15 protein-coding genes are annotated in these 19,667 nt (G+C 61.9%); 12 read left to right on the top strand and 3 right to left on the bottom strand.

All coding sequences use genetic code 11. The features are described from left to right. Positions 1-184 precede the first annotated feature (184 nt). From map to dapC, 3 genes are all read left to right on the top strand, one after another. The gene (map, locus tag IB241_RS16615) at positions 185-973 is read left to right on the top strand and encodes a type I methionyl aminopeptidase (RefSeq protein WP_135287993.1); all 789 of its coding nucleotides are present in this window, start codon (positions 185-187) and stop codon (positions 971-973) included. 74 nt (positions 974-1,047) lie between these two features. Continuing rightward, positions 1,048-3,750: a [protein-PII] uridylyltransferase gene (locus IB241_RS16620; RefSeq protein ID WP_192299354.1), complete on the top strand. Its 2,703-nt coding sequence runs from the start codon at positions 1,048-1,050 to the stop codon at positions 3,748-3,750. A 143-nt stretch (positions 3,751-3,893) separates the two neighbouring features. Further along, positions 3,894-5,093, top strand: coding sequence for a succinyldiaminopimelate transaminase (dapC, locus tag IB241_RS16625; protein ID WP_192299355.1), 1,200 nt, complete (start codon positions 3,894-3,896; stop codon positions 5,091-5,093). A 153-nt stretch (positions 5,094-5,246) separates the two neighbouring features. On the opposite strand, the gene IB241_RS16630 is transcribed toward dapC, so the two are convergent. Then, the gene (locus IB241_RS16630; RefSeq protein WP_192299356.1) at positions 5,247-6,890 is read right to left on the bottom strand and encodes a Na+/H+ antiporter; all 1,644 of its coding nucleotides are present in this window, start codon (positions 6,888-6,890) and stop codon (positions 5,247-5,249) included. Positions 6,891-7,105: 215 nt separating this feature from the next. Between IB241_RS16630 and IB241_RS16635 the strand changes: the two genes are divergently transcribed. The 4 genes from IB241_RS16635 to IB241_RS16650 all read left to right on the top strand — a co-directional run bounded on the left by IB241_RS16635 (position 7,106) and on the right by IB241_RS16650 (position 10,216). Beyond that, complete coding sequence (locus tag IB241_RS16635; protein ID WP_065903097.1) at positions 7,106-7,468, top strand: ArsC family reductase; 363 nt, start codon at positions 7,106-7,108, stop codon at positions 7,466-7,468. A 33-nt stretch (positions 7,469-7,501) separates the two neighbouring features. Then, positions 7,502-8,536, top strand: coding sequence for a 2,3,4,5-tetrahydropyridine-2,6-dicarboxylate N-succinyltransferase (dapD, locus tag IB241_RS16640; protein ID WP_192299357.1), 1,035 nt, complete (start codon positions 7,502-7,504; stop codon positions 8,534-8,536). Positions 8,537-8,600: 64 nt separating this feature from the next. Continuing rightward, positions 8,601-9,806, top strand: coding sequence for an aminotransferase class V-fold PLP-dependent enzyme (locus tag IB241_RS16645; RefSeq protein WP_192299358.1), 1,206 nt, complete (start codon positions 8,601-8,603; stop codon positions 9,804-9,806). Next, positions 9,803-10,216 (top strand): SufE family protein, encoded by a 414-nt coding sequence (locus IB241_RS16650; RefSeq protein ID WP_192299359.1) that lies wholly within the window; start codon positions 9,803-9,805, stop codon positions 10,214-10,216. Before IB241_RS16645 ends, IB241_RS16650 begins: the two co-directional genes overlap by 4 nt. A gap of 116 nt (positions 10,217-10,332) precedes the next feature. On the opposite strand, the gene tcdA is transcribed toward IB241_RS16650, so the two are convergent. Next, positions 10,333-11,142, bottom strand: coding sequence for a tRNA cyclic N6-threonylcarbamoyladenosine(37) synthase TcdA (gene tcdA, locus IB241_RS16655; RefSeq protein WP_370694889.1), 810 nt, complete (start codon positions 11,140-11,142; stop codon positions 10,333-10,335). A gap of 217 nt (positions 11,143-11,359) precedes the next feature. On the opposite strand from tcdA, the gene IB241_RS16660 reads away from it, so the two are divergent. The 4 genes from IB241_RS16660 (at position 11,360) to IB241_RS16675 (ending at position 16,593) form a co-directional block, all read left to right on the top strand. Then, the gene (locus IB241_RS16660; protein ID WP_192299361.1) at positions 11,360-13,951 is read left to right on the top strand and encodes a glycosyltransferase; all 2,592 of its coding nucleotides are present in this window, start codon (positions 11,360-11,362) and stop codon (positions 13,949-13,951) included. 254 nt (positions 13,952-14,205) lie between these two features. After that, positions 14,206-15,357, top strand: coding sequence for a succinyl-diaminopimelate desuccinylase (gene dapE / locus IB241_RS16665; RefSeq protein ID WP_058425298.1), 1,152 nt, complete (start codon positions 14,206-14,208; stop codon positions 15,355-15,357). Continuing rightward, on the top strand, positions 15,357-16,166 hold the full coding sequence (locus IB241_RS16670; protein ID WP_192299362.1) for a putative RNA methyltransferase: 810 nt from the start codon (positions 15,357-15,359) through the stop codon (positions 16,164-16,166). The genes dapE and IB241_RS16670 overlap by 1 nt, the downstream gene beginning before the upstream one ends. 49 nt (positions 16,167-16,215) lie before the next feature. Continuing rightward, a complete protein-coding gene (locus tag IB241_RS16675) occupies positions 16,216-16,593 on the top strand; it encodes a hypothetical protein (protein WP_192299363.1) in 378 nt (125 codons plus the stop codon). 144 nt (positions 16,594-16,737) lie between these two features. Here the strand turns inward: IB241_RS16675 and IB241_RS16680 are convergent, their stop codons facing one another. Continuing rightward, positions 16,738-16,947: a cold-shock protein gene (locus IB241_RS16680; protein ID WP_016974389.1), complete on the bottom strand. Its 210-nt coding sequence runs from the start codon at positions 16,945-16,947 to the stop codon at positions 16,738-16,740. A gap of 181 nt (positions 16,948-17,128) precedes the next feature. On the opposite strand from IB241_RS16680, the gene plsB reads away from it, so the two are divergent. Continuing rightward, the gene (plsB, locus tag IB241_RS16685; RefSeq protein ID WP_192299364.1) at positions 17,129-19,648 is read left to right on the top strand and encodes a glycerol-3-phosphate 1-O-acyltransferase PlsB; all 2,520 of its coding nucleotides are present in this window, start codon (positions 17,129-17,131) and stop codon (positions 19,646-19,648) included. Positions 19,649-19,667: the final 19 nt, after the last annotated feature.

A 19,667-nucleotide genomic window follows, 5' to 3' on the forward strand; every position in this document is an offset into this window, starting at 1 on the left:
CCAAGCCCTTGAATAGAGCCAACATCACCCTACCTTATAGAGAGAAGCGATCATCAGGGGCTCATGATTTGACGCCAGCGTCTGTTAGAATCGCGTTTTTTGGGGCTTGTGCGAATTCTGTAACCTTTTGTCGCACGCCCGTGAACCGTATTGATTTCAGCGCGTCGCGCTAGAGAGAGCCTGTATGACCGTTAGTTTGAAAACCGCCGAAGACATTGCTGGCATGCGCATCGCCGGCAAACTGGCTGCCGACGTGCTGGAAATGATTGCAGAACACGTCAAGCCCGGCGTCACCACCGAAACCCTGAACCAGATCTGCCACGACTATATAGTCAACGTGCAGGGCGCCATCCCCGCGCCGCTGAACTACAAGGGTTTCCCCAAGTCGATCTGCACCTCGGTCAACCACGTGGTCTGCCATGGGATTCCGGGCGACAAACCGTTGAAGGACGGCGACACTCTGAACATCGACGTCACCGTGATCAAGGACCGCTACTTCGGCGACACCAGCCGCATGTTCCACGTCGGCACCGTGCCGGTCTGGGCCGAGCGCCTGTCCCAGGTCACCCAGGAATGCATGTACAAGGCCATCGAAATCGTCAAGCCTGGCTGCCGCCTGGGCGACATCGGTGAAGTGATCCAGAAGCACGCGGAAAAGAACGGCTTCTCGGTGGTCCGCGAATTCTGCGGCCACGGTATCGGCACTGTGTTCCACGAAGAACCGCAGATCCTGCACTACGGCCGCGCCGGCACCGGCATGGAACTGAAGGCCGGCATGACCTTCACCATCGAGCCGATGATCAACCAGGGCAAGGCCGACACCAAGGTACTGGGCGACGGCTGGACCGCCATTACCAAGGACCGCAAGCTCTCGGCCCAGTGGGAACACACCCTGCTGGTCACGGAAACCGGCTACGAGATCTTCACCCTGCGCGCCGACGACACGATCCCACGCGTTTCGGCTGCCGTTTAGGTATAAGCAGGGTTGCTCAGGTTTTCCCACAGCGTGTTGTGACTGACTGAATAGATAGAAAGGAAAGCCGATCGATGCCCCAGGTGGATCCCGAACTCTTCGACCGTGGCCAGTTCCAGGCCGAACTGGCCCTGAAGGCAAGCCCCATTGCCGCCTTCAAGAAGGCGATCCGCCAGGCCCGCGAGGTGCTCGATGAGCGCTTTCGCAACGGTCGCGATATTCGCCGGCTGATCGAAGATCGCGCCTGGTTCGTCGACAACATCCTGCAAAAGGCCTGGGAGCAGTTCAACTGGAGCGAAGACGCCGACATCGCCCTGGTGGCCGTCGGCGGCTATGGTCGTGGGGAGCTGCACCCCTACTCCGACATCGACCTGCTGATCCTGCTGGACAGCGCCGACCATGAGATCTTTCGCGATTCCATCGAGCGCTTTCTGACGCTGCTGTGGGACATCGGCCTGGAAGTCGGCCAGAGCGTGCGCTCCGTCGACGAATGCGCCGAAGAGGCCCGCGCCGACCTCACCGTCATCACCAACCTGATGGAAAGCCGCACCATCGCCGGCCCCGAGCGCTTGCGCCAACGCATGCTCGAAGTCACCAGCACGGCGCACATGTGGCCGAGCAAGGATTTTTTCCTCGCCAAGCGCGCCGAACAGAAAGCCCGCCACCACAAGTACAACGACACCGAATACAACCTGGAACCCAACGTCAAAGGCTCGCCCGGCGGACTGCGGGACATCCAGACGATTCTGTGGGTAGCCCGTCGCCAGTACGGCACCCTGAACCTGCGCGCCCTGGCTGGCGAAGGCTTCCTGGTAGAGAGCGAAAACGCCCTGCTGGCCTCGTCCCAGGAATTCCTGTGGAAAGTGCGCTACGCCCTGCACATGCTCGCCGGGCGCTCCGAAGACCGCCTGTTGTTCGACCATCAACGCTCCATCGCCACCCTGCTGGGCTTTGAGGGCGAGGACGCGAAGACCAGCATCGAAAGCTTCATGCAGCAGTACTACCGGGTAGTCATGAGCATTGCCCAGCTCAGCGACCTGATCATCCAGCACTTCGAAGAGGTGATCCTGGCTCCCGAGGACGAAGCGCCGCCGCAGCCGATCAATGCGCGCTTCCAGCTGCACGATGGCTATATCGAGGCCCGCAACGACAACGTGTTCCGGCGCACGCCGTTCGCCATGCTGGAAATCTTCGTGCTGATGGCCCAACAGCCGGAAATCAAAGGCGTGCGCGCCGACACCATCCGCCTGCTGCGGGAGAACCGTCACCTGATCGACGACGAGTTCCGCAACGACATCCGCAATACCAGCCTGTTTATCGAGCTGTTCAAGTGCAAGATCGGCATCCACCGCAACCTGCGCCGGATGAACCGTTACGGCATCCTCGGGCGCTACCTGCCGGAGTTCGGTTTTATCGTCGGGCAGATGCAGCACGACCTGTTCCACATCTACACCGTGGACGCCCACACCCTGAACCTGATCAAGCACCTGCGTAAGTTGCAGTACACCCAGGTATCAGAGAAATTCCCGTTGGCCAGTAAGCTGATGGCCAAGCTGCCCAAGCCCGAACTGATCTACCTGGCCGGCCTGTACCATGACATCGGCAAAGGTCGGCATGGCGATCACTCGGAAGTCGGCGCCGTCGACGCCGAGGCGTTCTGCCAGCGCCACCAGTTGCCGCTGTGGGACAGCCGCCTGATCGTCTGGCTGGTGCAAAACCACCTGGTGATGTCGACCACCGCCCAGCGCAAGGACTTGTCCGACCCGCAGGTGATCCACGATTTCGCTGGCATCGTCGGCGATGAAACCCGCCTCGACTACCTCTACGTGCTGACCGTCTCCGACATCAACGCCACCAACCCGACCCTGTGGAACTCCTGGCGCGCCAGCCTGTTGCGCCAGCTCTACACCGAGACCAAGCGTGCCTTGCGCCGCGGCCTGGAAAACCCGGTCGACCGCGAAGAACAGATCCGCCGCACCCAAAGCGCGGCGCTGGACATCCTGGTACGTGGCGGCAATGACCCGGACGACGTCGAGCAACTGTGGTCGCAACTGGGCGACGATTACTTCCTGCGCCACACCGCCGGCGACGTGGCCTGGCACAGTGACGCGATCCTGCAGCAGCCGGCCGATGGCGGCCCGCTGGTGTTGATCAAGGAAACCACCCAACGCGAATTCGAAGGCGGTACGCAGATCTTCATCTACGCGCCGGACCAGCACGACTTCTTTGCCGTGACCGTGGCGGCCATGGACCAGCTCAACCTGAACATCCATGACGCGCGAGTGATCACCTCCAGCAGCCAGTTCACCCTCGACACCTACATCGTGCTCGACACCGAAGGCGAGTCCATCGGCGACAACCCGGCACGGGTGAAAAAAATCCGCGAAGGCCTGACCGAGGCCCTGCGCAACCCGGACGACTACCCGACCATCATCCAGCGCCGGGTGCCGCGCCAGCTCAAACACTTTGCGTTTGCGCCCCAGGTGACCATTTCCAACGACGCCCAGCGCCCGGTCACGGTGCTGGAACTCAGCGCGCCGGACCGTCCAGGCCTGCTGGCACGCATCGGCGGGATATTCCTGGAGTTCGACCTGTCGCTGCAGAACGCCAAGATTGCGACCCTTGGTGAGCGCGTGGAAGACGTGTTCTTCATCACCGACGCCGACAACCAGCCGCTGTCCGACCCTGAGCTGTGCCTGCGCTTGCAGGAAGCCATCGTCCAGCAACTGAGCGTGCCCCAGGAGCCCGGCGTCGAACTGACGCGCCTGACCATTTGAATTGTTAACTTTGTGAACACGATCCCTGTGGGAGCTGGGTTGCCTGCGATGCGGGCGCCGCGGTGCAACAGATGACTGGCGGCGATGCGATCGCAGGCAAGCCAGCTCCCACAGATTCGGTGCTCACCGTGATAGAGGCTTACATGAACAACGCCCTGAACCAGTTGCAACCCTACCCGTTCGAGAAACTGCGCGCCCTGCTCGGCAGCGTCACGCCGAACCCGGACAAGCGCCCGATTGCGCTGTCCATCGGCGAACCCAAGCACAAGTCCCCGGAATTCGTGGCCAAGGCCCTGGCCGACAACCTCGATCAGATGGCCGTCTACCCAACCACCCTGGGCATCCCGGCCCTGCGCGAGGCCATCGGCGCCTGGTGCGAACGCCGCTTCGACGTGCCCAAGGGCTGGCTTGACCCGGCACGCAATATCCTGCCGGTCAACGGCACCCGTGAAGCGCTGTTCGCCTTCACCCAGACCGTGGTCAACCGTGGCGACGACGCGCTGGTGGTCAGCCCGAACCCGTTCTACCAGATCTACGAAGGCGCTGCGTTCCTGGCCGGGGCCAAGCCGCATTACCTGCCATGCCTGGATGCCAACGGCTTCAACCCGGACTTCGACGCCGTGACCCCGGACATCTGGAAACGCTGCCAGATCCTGTTCCTGTGCTCCCCCGGCAACCCGACCGGTGCGCTGATCCCGGTCGACACCCTGAAAAAGCTCATCGCCCTGGCCGACGAATACGACTTCGTGATCGCCGCCGACGAGTGCTACAGCGAGCTGTACTTCGACGAACAGACCCCGCCGCCGGGCCTGTTGAGCGCCTGCGTCGAACTGGGCCGCCAGGACTTCAAGCGCTGCGTGGTATTCCACAGCCTGTCCAAGCGCTCCAACCTGCCCGGCCTGCGCTCCGGCTTCGTGGCCGGCGACGCCGACATCCTCAAGGCCTTCCTCCTGTACCGCACCTACCACGGCTGCGCGATGCCGGTGCAAACCCAGTTGGCCAGCATTGCCGCCTGGCAGGACGAAGCCCACGTACAGGCCAACCGTGACCTGTACCGCGAGAAGTTCGACGCCGTGCTGGCCATCCTCAAGCCAGTGCTGGACGTGCAAAGCCCGGACGGTGGTTTCTACCTGTGGCCGAATGTGAAGGGCGATGATGCGGCGTTCTGCCGTGACCTGTTCGTGCAAGAGCACGTGACCGTGGTGCCGGGCTCATACCTGTCGCGGGAAGTGGACGGTTTCAACCCAGGCGCCGGGCGTGTGCGCCTGGCGCTGGTTGCGCCGTTGGCCGAGTGTGTGGAAGCGGCGGAGCGGATTCGCGGGTTTATTCAAGGTCGTCAGTAATGAAACACGCCCGCACTGCGCAATGCAGTGCGGGTATAGGTACATTTCCTACTGCGCAAAATTCATTCAGCCACAACCTCGCCTGAACTCTTCCTTCAATTACCGCCATGACAGGGTTCCGAATCCAAAAACCGATAGCGCCGCACTGGCGCCCTATTTCAACGCCCCCAGATTCGCCTCACTCATATCCAACTCCGCCAACACCTCCCTCAACACGTCATCGCCAATCTGGTGATGACGGCTCAAGCTGTACAACTCCAAGCGCTGCGCACGCAGGGCCTTGAGGCGCAATTTGCGCTCCAGCAGGTCCATTTGCTGCGCCAGCGCCTGGGCTTCGGCCGAATCGTTGAACACGTCCAACTGGTGGCGATACTCCGACATCAGGCGTGCCTTCAACTCAGCAGCAAGCGCGGCCTGGGCGGCGTCCTGATTGTCGCTTTCCACAGGCTCTTCGGCTTCCAAGGCATGGATCGCAGCCACGGCGGTTTTCTTCCAGGCCTCGCGAACCTCGTTGTGGCGCTTTTCATCGGGGCTCTTTTCGATGCCGCGCAACAACAGCGGCAAGGCGATGCAGGCGGCGACCAGCGACAGCAGGATCACGCCAGCGGCGATAAAGATCAGCAAGTCGCGTTCAGGGAAGGCCTGGCCAGGCGCCAGCAGCAACGGCACCGACATCACACCCGCCAGGGTCACCGCCCCCCGCACACCGCCGACCGTCAGAAGCCAGCATGAGCGCGCGGTCGGCACCAGGGTCAGCTCACTTTTCCCACGCAGCCTGCGCAACAAACCCGACAGCCGCCAGATGCTCTGCACCCAGATAAATCGCAGCACCAGCAACACCAGGAAGATCGCGATCACGTCCAGGCAGCGATACAACAACGTCGGCCACAGCGTCGGCTCATGACTGACCACCGCCTTGATGATGTCCGGCAGTTGCAAGCCCAGCAGCAGGAAGATCAAGCCGTTGAAAGCAAACTCCAACAGCGACCAGACGCTGCGATTGAGCAAGCGCGTACTGGTCTGGCGCGGCAACAGGTCGAGCCAGCTTTGCATCATGCCCGCTGCCACCGCCGAGAGAATCCCCGATGCACCCAAACGCTCAGCCAGCACATACGCGGCGAAGGGCAGCAGCAACATGAACACCACGTGAGTCGCCGGGTCGTCCCAACCCCGCGCGATCATCCACGCACGCAAGCGACCGACCAGCCAGCTCAACGCCACGCCAACGGCCAAGCCGCCGGCGGCCACCAACACAAACGTGAGGCCGGCATCCGCCAGGGAAAACACTCCGGTCAACGCCGCAGCCAGGGCGAACTTGAACGTCACCAGGCCCGAAGCATCATTCATCAAGGCCTCACCCTGAAGCATATGCATCAACGGCGTGGGCAAACGATTCTGGGAAATGGCCGACACTGCCACGGCATCCGTCGGCGACAGCACTGCCGCCAGGGCGAAGGCCACAGGCAGTGGGATTGTAGGCAAAAGCCAATGAATGAAGTAACCGGCACCGACCACGGTAAACAGCACCAGCCCCACCGCCAACGTCAGGATCGGCCCGCGCAACCGCCACAACTCACGCTTGGGCATGCGCCAGCCATCGGAAAACAACAGCGGCGGCAGGAACAGAAACAGGAACAACTCCGGGTCAAGCGCCACATGCAACCCCAGCGTCGGCCAGGCCAGCAAGGCGCCTGCGCCGATCTGCACCAAGGGCAACGGCAAAGGAATGACACGCCCGACCAGACGCGAAACGCTGACCAGCATCAGCATGATTAGAACGGTATAGGCGGTTTGCATAACGCGGGGTTCCCGGACAATCGACTTGCTATGAAACACATAAGGCAATGCCGCGCCCTTGAAGTGCCATATTAGCCAGCTATGTTACCTGCCTCGGCTGCCGCCCGGCATTTGCACATAAGTCGCACGCAGGCATGACGAGCGGCACCACAGGCCGCCGGTCGTGGCATAATCCGTGACCTTGCGTTTTCATTGGTCCAAAGGGGGGCAATTCCTTGACCGTTTCAAGCAAAACCTTGCACCTTTTCGGCATCAAAGCCTGCGACACCATGAAAAAGGCGCGCACCTGGCTCGATGAGCATGGGGTGAGCTACGAGTTCCACGACTACAAAACGGCCGGTATCGACCGTGAACACTTGACCCAATGGTGCAATGAGCACGGTTGGCAGGTGGTTTTGAACCGTGCGGGCACCACCTTTCGCAAACTCGAAGACGAACGCAAAGCCGATCTCGATCAGTCGAAAGCCATTGAATTGATGCTCGCACAACCCTCGATGATCAAGCGCCCGGTGCTCGATCTCGGTGACAGAACCCTGATTGGCTTCAAGCCAGATAGCTATTCGGCGGCCCTCAAGTAGGCCAGCCCTTTCCATTTTTGTAGAGGTAACAGCATGTCCAATTCCCTGTTCAGCCTGGGCTTCGGCGTCGGCACTCAGAACCGCCAAGGTGCTTGGCTGGAAGTGTTTTACGCACAACCGCTGCTCAACCCGTCGGCAGAGATTGTCGCCGCCATCGCGCCGATCCTCGGCTACACCGAAGGCAACCAGGCGATCACCTTCACCATCAGCCAGGCGCTGCAACTGGCCGATGCACTCAAGAACGTCGACGCCACCCAGGCTGCACTGCTCAATCGCCTGGCTGAAAGCCACACCCCGCTGGTCGCCACCCTGCTGGCCGAAGATGCCGCGCTGACCTCCACGCCTGAGGCCTACCTCAAGCTGCACCTGCTGTCCCATCGCCTGGTCAAGCCCCACGGCCTGAGCCTGGCCGGTGTGTTCCCGCAGCTGCCGAACGTGGCGTGGACCAGCCAGGGCGCGATCGATCTCGGCGAACTGCCAGAGCGCCAGCTGGAAGCCCGCCTGCGTGGCGAGCTGCTGGAAGTGTTCTCGGTGGACAAGTTCCCGAAAATGACCGACTACGTGGTCCCGACCGGCGTGCGTATCGCTGACGCCGCGCGGATCCGCCTCGGCGCCTACGTGGGCGAAGGCACCACCGTGATGCACGAAGGCTTCGTCAACTTCAACGCCGGCACCGAAGGCCCGGGCATGATCGAAGGCCGTGTGTCGGCTGGCGTGTTTGTCGGCAAGGGTTCCGACCTGGGCGGCGGTTGCTCCACCATGGGTACCCTGTCGGGCGGCGGCAACATCGTGATCAAGGTGGGCGAAGGCTGCCTGATCGGCGCGAACGCCGGTATCGGTATCCCGTTGGGCGACCGCAACACCGTGGAATCGGGCCTGTACGTCACCGCCGGGACCAAGGTTGCGCTGCTGGACGAGCAGAACCAACTGGTCAAGGTGGTCAAGGCGCGTGATCTGGCCGGCCAGCCGGACCTGCTGTTCCGCCGCAACTCCGAGACCGGTGCCGTGGAGTGCAAAACCCACAAATCGGCCATCGAACTGAACGAAGCGCTGCACGCTCACAACTAAGCAGCCACTCGATGCCACTAGCGGGCCCCGACCCTGGGGCTCGCTTATACGAGTCTTGAACACCATGCTAGTGCCCTCTCCCTGGCGCGCCGATTTCCCGGCCATCGCCACCCTGCAACGGCAAGACCAGACCTACCTGGACAACGCCGCAACCACGCAAAAACCCCAGGCCTTGCTGGACGCCATCAGCCATTACTACGCCAATGGCGCAGCCAATGTGCACCGTGCCCAGCACCTGCCGGGGGCCCATGCGACCCAGGCATTCGAAGACAGCCGCAGCAAGGTCGCGCAGTGGCTGAACGCAGGCGACAGCGGGCAGATCGTCTTCACCCACGGCGCAACCTCTGCGCTGAACCTCTTGGCCTATGGCCTGGAGCATCTATTCAATGCGGGCGATGAGATTGTCATCAGCGCCCTGGAACACCACGCCAACCTGTTGCCCTGGCAGCAACTGGCCAAACGCCGCGCGCTGACGCTGGTGGTATTGCCACTGGGCGATGACGGCGTGATCGACCTCGCCGCCGCCGCCGAATTGATCGGCCCGCGCACGCGCCTGCTGGCGTTGAGCCAGTTATCCAACGTGCTCGGCGCCTGGCAGCCGCTTCAGGCCTTGTTGGCACTGGCACAGCCACACGGCGCGTTGACCGTCGTCGACGGCGCCCAAGGTATCGTCCATGGCCGTCATGACGTACAGGCCCTGGGCTGCGACTTCTATGTCTTTTCCAGCCACAAGCTCTACGGCCCGGACGGCGTCGGCGTGTTGTTTGGCCGCAATGAAGCGCTGCATCACTTGCGCCACTGGCAGTTTGGCGGCGAGATGGTGCAACAGGCCGACTATCACAGCGCGAGCTTCCGCCCGGCGCCACTGGGTTTTGAAGCCGGTACACCGCCGATCGCCGGCGTGATCGGCCTGGGCGCCAGCCTGGATTACCTGAGTTCGCTGGATCAACCGGCGGTGGTCGCCCATGAAGCGGCGTTGCACGAGTATCTGCTGCGCGGTTTGAAAGCGCGCAATGGCGTGCGCGTGCTGGGCTCGCCGCAGGTGGCGTTGGTCAGCTTTGTGGTCGAAGGCGTGCATAACGCCGACCTCGCGCATCTGTTGACCGAACAAGGCATCGCTGTGCGCGCCGGGCACCATTGCGCCATGCCGTTGCTCAAGGCAATGCACTTGTCGGGGGCGATCCGTGTATCGCTGGCGCTGTATAACGATTCCGACGATCTGGAGCGCTTTTTTGAAGCACTGGATCAGGCGCTGGATATGCTGCGATGAGCCTGCCGGTGGAGGCAGTCGCTGCACTGGAGGCCTTCCAGGCGGTAGGCAGCTGGGAACAGCGCGCACGCATGCTGATGCAATGGGGCGAGCGTTTGCCCGCCCTGCCTGCCGAAGATAAAGTCGACGCCAACCTGGTGCAGGGCTGTGAAAGCCTGGTGTGGTTGGTGGGGCGCTTGCAAGACGGGCATTGGCAGTTTGCTGCCGCCAGTGATGCACGGATGATTCGGGGACTGGTGGCGTTGCTGCTGGCGCGGGTGAATGGGTTGTCGGCCGTTGAACTGCACGCCGTCGATCTGCACGACTGGTTCAATCAATTAGGACTTTCCCGCCAATTATCATCGTCGCGCAGCAATGGCTTGAATGCAGTGCTGCAGCGCATGCGAGAACTAAGCCGTACACAAGGCTAACTGTGGGAGCGGGCTTGCTCGCGAATGCGCTGGTTCAGGCAATGATGTATTGACTGACACACTGCTTTCGCGAGCAAGCCCGCTCCCACATTTTGAATTGTGCAAGGTTCTGGAACCTAGGCGGGTTTAACACGCTCTGAAGGCCTACGCACCCCGGCCACGATCTTGTCCACTGCCTTGGTCGCGGCCACCATGCCGAAGGTCGCGGTCACCATCATCACCGCACCAAACCCACCGGCACAGTCCAGCTTCACCCCATCGCCGACAAAACTCTTCTGCAAACAGATGCTGCCATCCGGCTTGGGATAGCGCAGTTGCTCGGTAGAAAACACACACGGCACGCTGTAGTGGCGGGTCACGGTGCGCGAGAAACCGTAGTCCCGACGCAAGGTCGAGCGCACTTTCGACGCCAGCGGGTCGTTGAACGTGCGGTTCAGGTCACACACCTGGATCAGCGTCGGGTCGATCTGCCCGCCAGCGCCGCCAGTGGTGATGATCTGGATCTTGCGGCGCTTGCACCAGGCGATCAGCGCCGCCTTGGCATTCACGGCATCGATGCAGTCGATCACGCAGTCGATGTTCGGCGTGATGTATTCGGCCATGGTGTCGCGGGTGACGAAGTCCGCCACCGCATGCACCACGCAATCCGGATTGATGCCGCGCAAGCGATCGGCCATCACCTCGACTTTGGGTTTGCCTACGGTGCTGTCCAGCGCATGCAACTGGCGGTTGCTGTTGCTGACGCACACGTCATCCAGGTCAAACAGCGAAATTTCGCCCACACCGCAACGGGCCATGGCTTCCGCCGCCCAGGAGCCCACGCCGCCGACGCCGACGATCGCCACATGGGCCGCTTTCAAGCGTTCCAGGCCTTCAATGCCATACAAGCGGGCGACGCCTGCAAACCGTGGATCTTCTGTACTCATGACCATTACCCCAAAAACCGGCGCGCATTATGGGCTACAGAGCGGCAAGTTTTAAGCTACAAGTTACAAGTTAAGAACTTAGATGGCCTTTCGCTGACTAACGTCCGGCTTTTCTCTGTCTGCTATACGCTCAGGGAAAGGCCGGTGTAGGATGCGCGCCGTTCGGCGCAGGCCGATACCTCTTTTCGTTCCACACCTTTTGGAACCCGACATAACCATGGCATCGCGTAAATTTGGACTCAATCTGGTGATCGTGCTGGCAATTGCCGCGCTGTTCACCGGCTTCTGGGCGCTGATCAACCGCCCGGTCACCGCTCCCAACTGGCCTGAACAGATCTCCGGTTTTTCCTACTCGCCGTTCCAGCAAGGCCAGTACCCACAGAAAAACCAGTTCCCAAGCGACGACGAGATGCGTCGTGACCTTGAGATCATGAGCAAGCTGACGGACAACATCCGTACCTACTCGGTGGACGGCACCCTGGGTGACATCCCCAAACTGGCCGAAGAGTTCGGCCTGCGGGTGACCCTGGGGATCTGGATCAGCCCCGACCTTGAACGCAACGAACGGGAAATCCAGCGCGCCATCGAAATCGCCAACAGCTCGCGCAGCGTGGTGCGGGTCGTGGTGGGTAACGAAGCCGTGTTCCGCAAGGACATCACTCCAGAAGCGCTGATCGTGCTGCTGGATCGGGTGCGCGCCGCCGTCAAAGTGCCGGTCACCACATCCGAGCAATGGGACATCTGGGAAAAGAACCCGCAACTGGCCAAGCACGTCGACCTGATCGCCGCGCACATCCTGCCATTCTGGGAATACATTCCGATGGACAAGGCCGGCCAGTACGTACTCGACCGTGCCAAGGATCTGAAGAAGCTGTTCCCGAAAAAGCCGCTGCTGCTGTCGGAAGTTGGCTGGCCGAGTAACGGGCGCATGCGCGGTGGCAACGAAACGTCGCCGGCCGACCAGGCGATTTACCTGCGTACGCTGGTGAATAAGCTGAACCGCCAGGGCTACAACTACTTCGTGATCGAGGCCTTCGATCAGCCGTGGAAAGTCAGCGACGAAGGCTCGGCCGGTGCTTACTGGGGCGTATTCAACGGCGCACGCCAGCAGAAATTCAACTTTGAAGGCCCGGTCGTCGCGATCCCTCAGTGGCGCGTACTCGCCATCGGTTCGGTGGTGCTCGCGCTGCTATCCCTGACCCTGCTGATGATCGACGGCTCGGCGCTGCGCCAGCGGGGTCGGACCTTCCTGACCTTTATCGCGTTCCTGTGCGGTTCGGTGCTGGTGTGGATCGGTTACGACTACAGCCAGCAATACAGCACCTGGTTCAGTGTCACCGTTGGCATTCTCCTGGCCCTTGGCGCGCTGGGCGTGTTTATCGTGTTGCTGACCGAGGCCCACGAACTGGCGGAAGCGGTGTGGACCCACAAGCGCCGGCGTGAATTCCTGCCGGTTGAAGGGGATTCGGACTACCGCCCGAAAGTGTCGATCCACGTGCCCTGCTACAACGAGCCGCCGGAGATGGTCAAACAGACCCTCGACGCCCTGGCCGCCCTCGATTACCCGGACTACGAAGTCCTGATCATCGACAACAACACCAAGGACCCGGCCGTCTGGGAGCCGGTGCGCGACTACTGCGAAACCCTCGGCCCGCGCTTCAAGTTCTTCCACGTCGCGCCCCTGGCCGGTTTCAAGGGTGGCGCGTTGAACTACTTGATCCCGCACACCGCCAAGGATGCCGAAGTGATCGCGGTGATCGACTCCGATTACTGCGTATCGCCGAACTGGCTCAAGCACATGGTGCCGCACTTCGCCGACCCGAAAATCGCGGTGGTGCAGTCGCCGCAGGATTACCGCGACCAGAACGAAAGCACCTTCAAGAAGCTCTGCTACGCGGAATACAAGGGCTTCTTCCATATCGGCATGGTCACCCGCAACGACCGTGACGCGATCATCCAGCACGGCACCATGACCATGACCCGTCGCTCGGTGCTCGAAGAACTCGGCTGGGCCGACTGGTGCATTTGTGAAGACGCCGAACTCGGCCTACGGGTGTTCGAGAAAGGCCTGTCGGCAGCGTATTACCACGACAGCTACGGCAAGGGCTTGATGCCGGATACCTTTATCGACTTCAAGAAACAGCGTTTCCGCTGGGCCTACGGTGCAATCCAGATCATCAAGCGCCACACCGCAAGCCTCTTGCGCGGCAAGGGCACCGAGCTGACCCGTGGCCAGCGTTACCACTTCCTCGCGGGCTGGTTGCCGTGGGTGGCGGACGGCATGAACATCTTCTTCACCGTCGGCGCGCTGTTGTGGTCGGCGGCGATGATCATCGTGCCGACGCGGGTCGACCCGCCGCTGCTGATTTTCGCGATTCCGCCGTTGGCGCTGTTCGTGTTCAAGGTGGGCAAGATCATCTTCCTGTACCGCCGTGCCGTAGGCGTGAACCTCAAGGACGCGTTCTGCGCAGCATTGGCCGGCCTGGCGTTGTCCCACACCATCGCCAAGGCGGTGCTGTATGGCTTCTTCACCAGCAGTATTCCGTTCTTTCGTACACCGAAAAACGCGGATAACCACGGCTTCTGGGTAGCGATTTCCGAAGCCCGCGAAGAAATGTTCATCATGCTGCTGTTGTGGGGTGCCGCACTGGGGATCTATCTGGTGCAAGGCCTACCGAGCAATGACATGCGCTTCTGGGTGGTGATGCTGCTGGTACAGTCGCTGCCGTACGTGGCGGCGCTGATCATGGCGTTCCTGTCGTCGTTGCCGAAACCTTCGGCAGCCGTGGAGCCCGCGCCAGCTGCGTAAAAACTTGCGCAATGCACTAAACGGCGGCCTCTGGCCGCCGTTTTGCTATAAGATAACGGCCATTTTATGAGTCTTGGCCCTGCCTTTGCTCTGTGTGGGAGCTGGCTTGCCTGCGATGCAGACGCCGCGGTCTGGCTGGCACACCGCGGCGATACTATCGCAGGCAAGCCAGCTCCCACATTGGCTCTGCGTCGCCCCGAGCTCTGTATTCCACATTCGTCCTGCGCCCACAACACGCTTCCCGGAGTTTTCCCATGACGGCCCATGCCGACCTTTCGCCGACCCTTCAACTTGCCATCGACCTGATCCGTCGCCCCTCTGTGACGCCGATCGACGCCGATTGCCAGAAGCTGATGATGCAGCGCCTGGGCGACGCCGGTTTTGCGCTTGAGCCGATGCGTATTGAAGACGTGGACAACTTCTGGGCCACCCATGGCAAGCACGATGGCCCGGTGCTGTGCTTTGCCGGTCACACCGACGTGGTGCCGACCGGCCCGGTGCAGGCCTGGCAGAACGACCCGTTCGACGCGCTGATCGATGACAACGGCATGCTCTGCGGCCGTGGCGCGGCGGACATGAAAGGCAGCCTGGCCGCGATGCTCGTCGCGTCCGAGCGTTTTGTCGCCGACTACCCGGACCACAAGGGCTCGGTCGCCTTCCTGATCACCAGCGATGAAGAAGGCCCGGCGCACCACGGCACCAAGGCCGTGATCGAACGCCTGGCCGCACGCAAGGAACGCCTGGACTGGTGCATCGTCGGCGAACCGTCGAGCACCACGCTGGTGGGTGACGTGGTCAAGAACGGCCGTCGCGGCTCCCTCGGCGCCACCCTGACCGTGCGCGGCGTACAAGGCCACGTGGCCTACCCGCACCTGGCGAAGAACCCGATCCACCTGGCCGCTCCGGCCCTGGCTGAACTGGCCGCCGAGCATTGGGACGACGGCAACACCTTCTTCCCGCCGACCAGCTTCCAGATTTCCAACCTGAATTCCGGCACCGGCGCGACCAACGTGATCCCGGGCGACCTGACGGCGGTGTTCAACTTCCGCTTCTCCACCGAATCCACCGTCGAAGGTCTGCAGCAGCGTGTCGCGCAGATTCTCGACAAGCATGGCCTGGACTGGCACGTGGAGTGGGCGCTGTCGGGCCTGCCGTTCCTCACCGAGCCGGGCGCGCTGCTGGATGCGGTATCCGCGAGCATCAAGGCGATCACCGGGCGTGAGACCCAGGCGTCCACCAGCGGTGGCACCTCCGATGGGCGTTTCATCGCCACCCTCGGTACCCAGGTGGTCGAACTGGGCCCGGTCAACGCGACGATCCACCAGGTCAACGAGCGCATTCTGGCCAGCGACCTCGACGTGCTGACCGAAATCTACTACCAGACCCTGATCAAGTTGCTCGCCTGATGCTGGCCTGCCCCATTTGCAGTGCGCCGCTCAACGCGGTCGACAATGGCGTCGCATGCCCCGCCGGGCACCGTTTCGACCGCGCACGCCAGGGTTACCTGAACCTGTTGCCGGTGCAGCACAAAAACAGCCGCGACCCGGGCGATAACCTCGCCATGGTCGAGGCGCGCCGCGACTTCCTCAACGCCGGCCATTACGCGCCGGTCGCCAGGCGCCTGGCCGAACTGGCCGCTGAGCTCGCCCCGGCGCGCTGGGTGGACATCGGCTGCGGCGAGGGTTACTACACCGCGCAAATCGCCGACGCCCTGCCCCGCGCCGACGGCTATGCGCTGGACATCTCCAAGGAAGCGGTCAAGCGTGCGTGCAAACGCAACCCGGCGCTGACCTGGTTGATCGCCAGCATGGCCCGCGTGCCCTTGGCGTCAGGCAGTTGCCAATTCCTCGCCAGCGTATTCAGCCCGCTGGACTGGGAAGAGGCCAAGCGCCTGCTGAGCCCCGGCGGCGGCTTGATGAAAGTCGGCCCGACCAGCGGTCACCTGATGGAACTGCGCGAGCGTCTTTACGACGAAGTGCGTGAGTACACCGACGACAAACACCTGGCCCTGGTGCCGGAAGGCATGAGCCTGGCGCACAGCGAAATCCTCGAGTTCACGCTGAGCCTGGCGCAACCCCAGGACCGCGCCAACCTGCTGGCCATGACACCCCATGGCTGGCGCGCCAGTGCCGAACGCCGCAGCGACGTGATCGAGGCCGCCGAGCCGCTGATCGTCACCGTGTCGATGCGCTACGACTATTTCGTGCTTCAATAACCGACTTTTCCGCGAATGGATTTTTTAAATCCCGCAACGAGGAACATCCATGCGCCAACCCGATATCGAGATTTACCTGAAGGACGCCGACGTCGACTACAAGGCTATCGCCGCCTGGCTGGGCGCCGCCCTGGGCCCGTGCACCGAGTGGGTCCAGAAAGGCCAGACCTACAAGTGCAAGGCCGGTAACGTGCCTGTCACCTGGCTGCCGAAGGCTGTAGGCAAATGGAACAGCCTGTACCTGGAAAGCGACCAGACCCCGTGGGACGACGACATCGCCTGCGCCCGCGCTGCATTTGCTGCGCTGAACGTCGAAGTGCGTTGCGCACCGGGTACGTGGGTTGAGGAAGAAGGCGAAGAAAGCGCCGACACCTGGATTCGTATCAGCGCGGACGGTGAAGAACAGATCACCTGGAAAACTGCATAGAAAGCCGAATTGTGAACCCAATCAAATGTGGGAGCGGGCTTGCTCGCGAAAGCGGTGGATCAGTCAACATCTCTTGTGACTGACACACCGCTTTCGCGAGCAAGCCCGCTCCCACATGGGTTCAGCGGTGTAACAAAAATCAGGTTACAGGCCCACCACATCCTCCGCCTGCAAGCCCTTCTCGCCGGTCACTACGGCGTATTCCACCTGCTGGCCCTCGGCCAACGATCGATGACCTTCACCGCGAATGGCGCGGTAGTGCACAAACACATCCTTGCCATCATCCCGCTGAATAAACCCGTAACCCTTTGCATCGTTGAACCACTTCACATTGCCGGTTTCGCGCGTTGCCATCTGTCTTCCTCCCATATGTTTTTTATTGTTGAGTCGGTCGCATTGAACTGCCGAGTATAAGACAGGTTCAAAAACCATCAACTCAAGTTTACTTCGCGGCTTTTTTGCCGATTTTCGGCGAATACGGCACACTACCCGCCCGAGCACCTGCTCGGTTTTTCCCACTTGAAGCAGCACGCCTATGACCCGCTCCCCGTTCCGCCGTCTGGTGTTTGGCACCTTGCGCCGACTGTTGTACCTCTGGGTTCGCTCGGAGACGATCAACCAGTCGTCCCTTACCCTTAACCTCGACCGCAGTCGGCCGGTGTTCTACGTCCTGCAATCGCCCTCCCTCACTGAATTGGCCGTGGTCGATGCCGAGTGCACCAAGGCCGGCCTGCCGCGCCCGGTGCTGCCGGTATCGGTCGGCCCGTTGATGGAGCCGGCGGCGTTCTTTTACCTCACGCCCGAGCCGGACTGGCTCGGCCGCCAGGACAAGCGCGGCGCGCCGCCGACCCTGACCCGACTGGTCAACACCCTCAGCGAGCACGCCGAAGAGAATGCACAAATCATTCCGGTCAGCGTGTTCTGGGGCCAGTCGCCGGAAAGCGAGTCCAGCCCGTGGAAACTGCTGTTCGCCGACAGCTGGGCGGTCACCGGCCGCCTGCGCCGGTTGCTGAGCATCCTGATCCTCGGTCGCAAGACCCGTGTGCAATTCTCCGCGCCTATCAACCTGCGTGAGTTGATCGAGCACAATAAAGGCCACGAACGCACCGTCCGCATGGCCCAACGGATCCTGCGGGTGCACTTTCGCAACCTGAAGACCGCCGTGATCGGCCCCGACCTGTCCCACCGACGCAACCTGGTCAAAGGCCTGGTCAACATGCCGCTGGTGCGCCAAGCCATTGCGGACGAGGCCGAACGCGAAAAAATCGCCCCGGAAAAAGCCAAGGCCCTGGCCCTACGCTACGGCAACGAGATCGCGTCGGACTACACCTACACCGCGATCCGCTTCCTCGAAGTGGTGCTGAGCTGGTTCTGGAACAAGATCTACGACGGCATCAAGGTCAACAACATCGAGGGCGTGCAAAAGGTTGCCCAGGGCTACGAGGTGATCTACGTACCGTGCCACCGCAGCCATATCGACTACCTGCTGCTCTCCTACCTGCTGTTCAAGAATGGCCTGACCCCGCCGCACATCGCCGCCGGGATCAACCTGAACATGCCGGTGATCGGCAGCCTGCTGCGCCGTGGCGGTGCGTTTTTCATGCGCCGCACCTTCAAGGGCAACCCGCTGTACACCTCGGTGTTCAACGAATACCTGCATACCCTGTTCACCAAAGGCTTCCCGGTGGAGTACTTCGTCGAAGGCGGCCGCTCGCGTACCGGGCGCATGCTGCAGCCAAAGACCGGCATGCTGGCAATCACCCTGCGCAGTTTCCTGCGCTCTTCGCGCATGCCCATCGTCTTCGTGCCGGTGTACATCGGCTATGAGCGCGTGCTCGAAGGCCGGACCTATCTCGGTGAGTTGCGCGGCGCGAGCAAGAAGAAAGAGTCGATCTTCGATATTTTCAAAGTGGTCGGCGCGCTCAAGCAGCGCTTTGGCCAAGTCGCGGTCAACTTCGGCGAGCCGATCAAACTGGCGGAGTTCCTCGACGCCGAGCAACCGGACTGGCGCGCCCAGGAGCTGGGCCCGAACTACAAACCGGCATGGCTCAACGAAACCACCAACCGCCTCGGCGAGCGGGTGGCCCGCCACCTCAACGAAGCCGCTGCGGTCAACCCGGTCAACCTGGTGGCCCTGGCGTTGCTCTCAACCACACGCCTGGCCCTGGATGAACAAGCCATGGCACGCCAGTTGGACCTGTACCTGGCGCTGCTGCGCCGCGTGCCCTACTCGCCCCACACCACGTTGCCCGAAGGCGATGGCCTGGCGCTGATCAAGCACGTCAAGGACATGGATCTGCTGTCGGAACAGAGCGACGCCCTCGGTAAGATTGTGTACCTGGGCGAGCAGAACGCTGTCCTGATGACCTACTACCGCAACAACGTGCTGCACATCTTTGCCCTCCCGGCATTGCTCGCCAGTTTTTTCCAGAGCAGCTCGCGGATGAGCCGCGAACAGATCCTGCGCTACACCCACGCGCTGTACCCGTACCTGCAATCGGAGCTGTTTATCCGCTGGTCGCTGGATGAGCTGGACAGCGTGGTCGACCAGTGGCTGGAAGCCTTCGTCGAGCAAGGCCTGCTGCGCTTCGAGAACAACGTGTACCTGCGCCCGGCCCCGAGTTCAACGCACTTCGTGCTGCTGACGCTATTGTCCAAGAGCATCGCCCAGACCCTGCAACGCTTCTACATGGCGATCTCGCTGCTGCTCAACAGCGGCCAGAACAGCATCAGCGCCGAGGAGTTGGAGGACCTGTGCACGGTGATGGCCCAGCGCCTGTCGATCCTGCATGGCCTCAACGCACCGGAGTTCTTCGACAAGAGCCTTTTCCGACATTTTATTCAGACGTTGCTGGAGCAAGATGTGCTGCGCCGCGATGAAGCCGGCAAGCTGAGCTACCACGACCTGCTCGGTGAACTGGCCGAAGGCGCGGCCAAGCGCGTGTTGCCGGCGGAAATTCGCCTGTCGATCCGCCAGGTCGCACTGCATCGCGTCGATGGCGCGGCGCAAACGCCGCTCGAACCTGACGCCCCCACGCCTGAAGAAAGCCGCTAGATTGAATAAGGCGCCGGGC

This window comes from Pseudomonas sp. PDM05, assembly GCF_014851685.1.
Taxonomy (GTDB): Bacteria; Pseudomonadota; Gammaproteobacteria; order Pseudomonadales; family Pseudomonadaceae; genus Aquipseudomonas.

Coding starts and splice junctions, on each gene's coding strand:
- IB241_RS16680 (WP_016974389.1), bottom strand. CDS start 16,947: ATGGCAACGCGCGAAACCGGCAATGTGAAGTGGTTCAACGATGCAAAG.
- tcdA (WP_370694889.1), bottom strand. CDS start 11,142: ATGAGTACAGAAGATCCACGGTTTGCAGGCGTCGCCCGCTTGTATGGC.
- IB241_RS16645 (WP_192299358.1), top strand. CDS start 8,601: ATGCTAGTGCCCTCTCCCTGGCGCGCCGATTTCCCGGCCATCGCCACC.
- map (WP_135287993.1), top strand. CDS start 185: ATGACCGTTAGTTTGAAAACCGCCGAAGACATTGCTGGCATGCGCATC.
- dapC (WP_192299355.1), top strand. CDS start 3,894: ATGAACAACGCCCTGAACCAGTTGCAACCCTACCCGTTCGAGAAACTG.
- dapD (WP_192299357.1), top strand. CDS start 7,502: ATGTCCAATTCCCTGTTCAGCCTGGGCTTCGGCGTCGGCACTCAGAAC.
- IB241_RS16675 (WP_192299363.1), top strand. CDS start 16,216: ATGCGCCAACCCGATATCGAGATTTACCTGAAGGACGCCGACGTCGAC.
- dapE (WP_058425298.1), top strand. CDS start 14,206: ATGACGGCCCATGCCGACCTTTCGCCGACCCTTCAACTTGCCATCGAC.
- plsB (WP_192299364.1), top strand. CDS start 17,129: ATGACCCGCTCCCCGTTCCGCCGTCTGGTGTTTGGCACCTTGCGCCGA.
- IB241_RS16650 (WP_192299359.1), top strand. CDS start 9,803: ATGAGCCTGCCGGTGGAGGCAGTCGCTGCACTGGAGGCCTTCCAGGCG.
- IB241_RS16620 (WP_192299354.1), top strand. CDS start 1,048: ATGCCCCAGGTGGATCCCGAACTCTTCGACCGTGGCCAGTTCCAGGCC.
- IB241_RS16670 (WP_192299362.1), top strand. CDS start 15,357: ATGCTGGCCTGCCCCATTTGCAGTGCGCCGCTCAACGCGGTCGACAAT.
- IB241_RS16630 (WP_192299356.1), bottom strand. CDS start 6,890: ATGCAAACCGCCTATACCGTTCTAATCATGCTGATGCTGGTCAGCGTT.
- IB241_RS16660 (WP_192299361.1), top strand. CDS start 11,360: ATGGCATCGCGTAAATTTGGACTCAATCTGGTGATCGTGCTGGCAATT.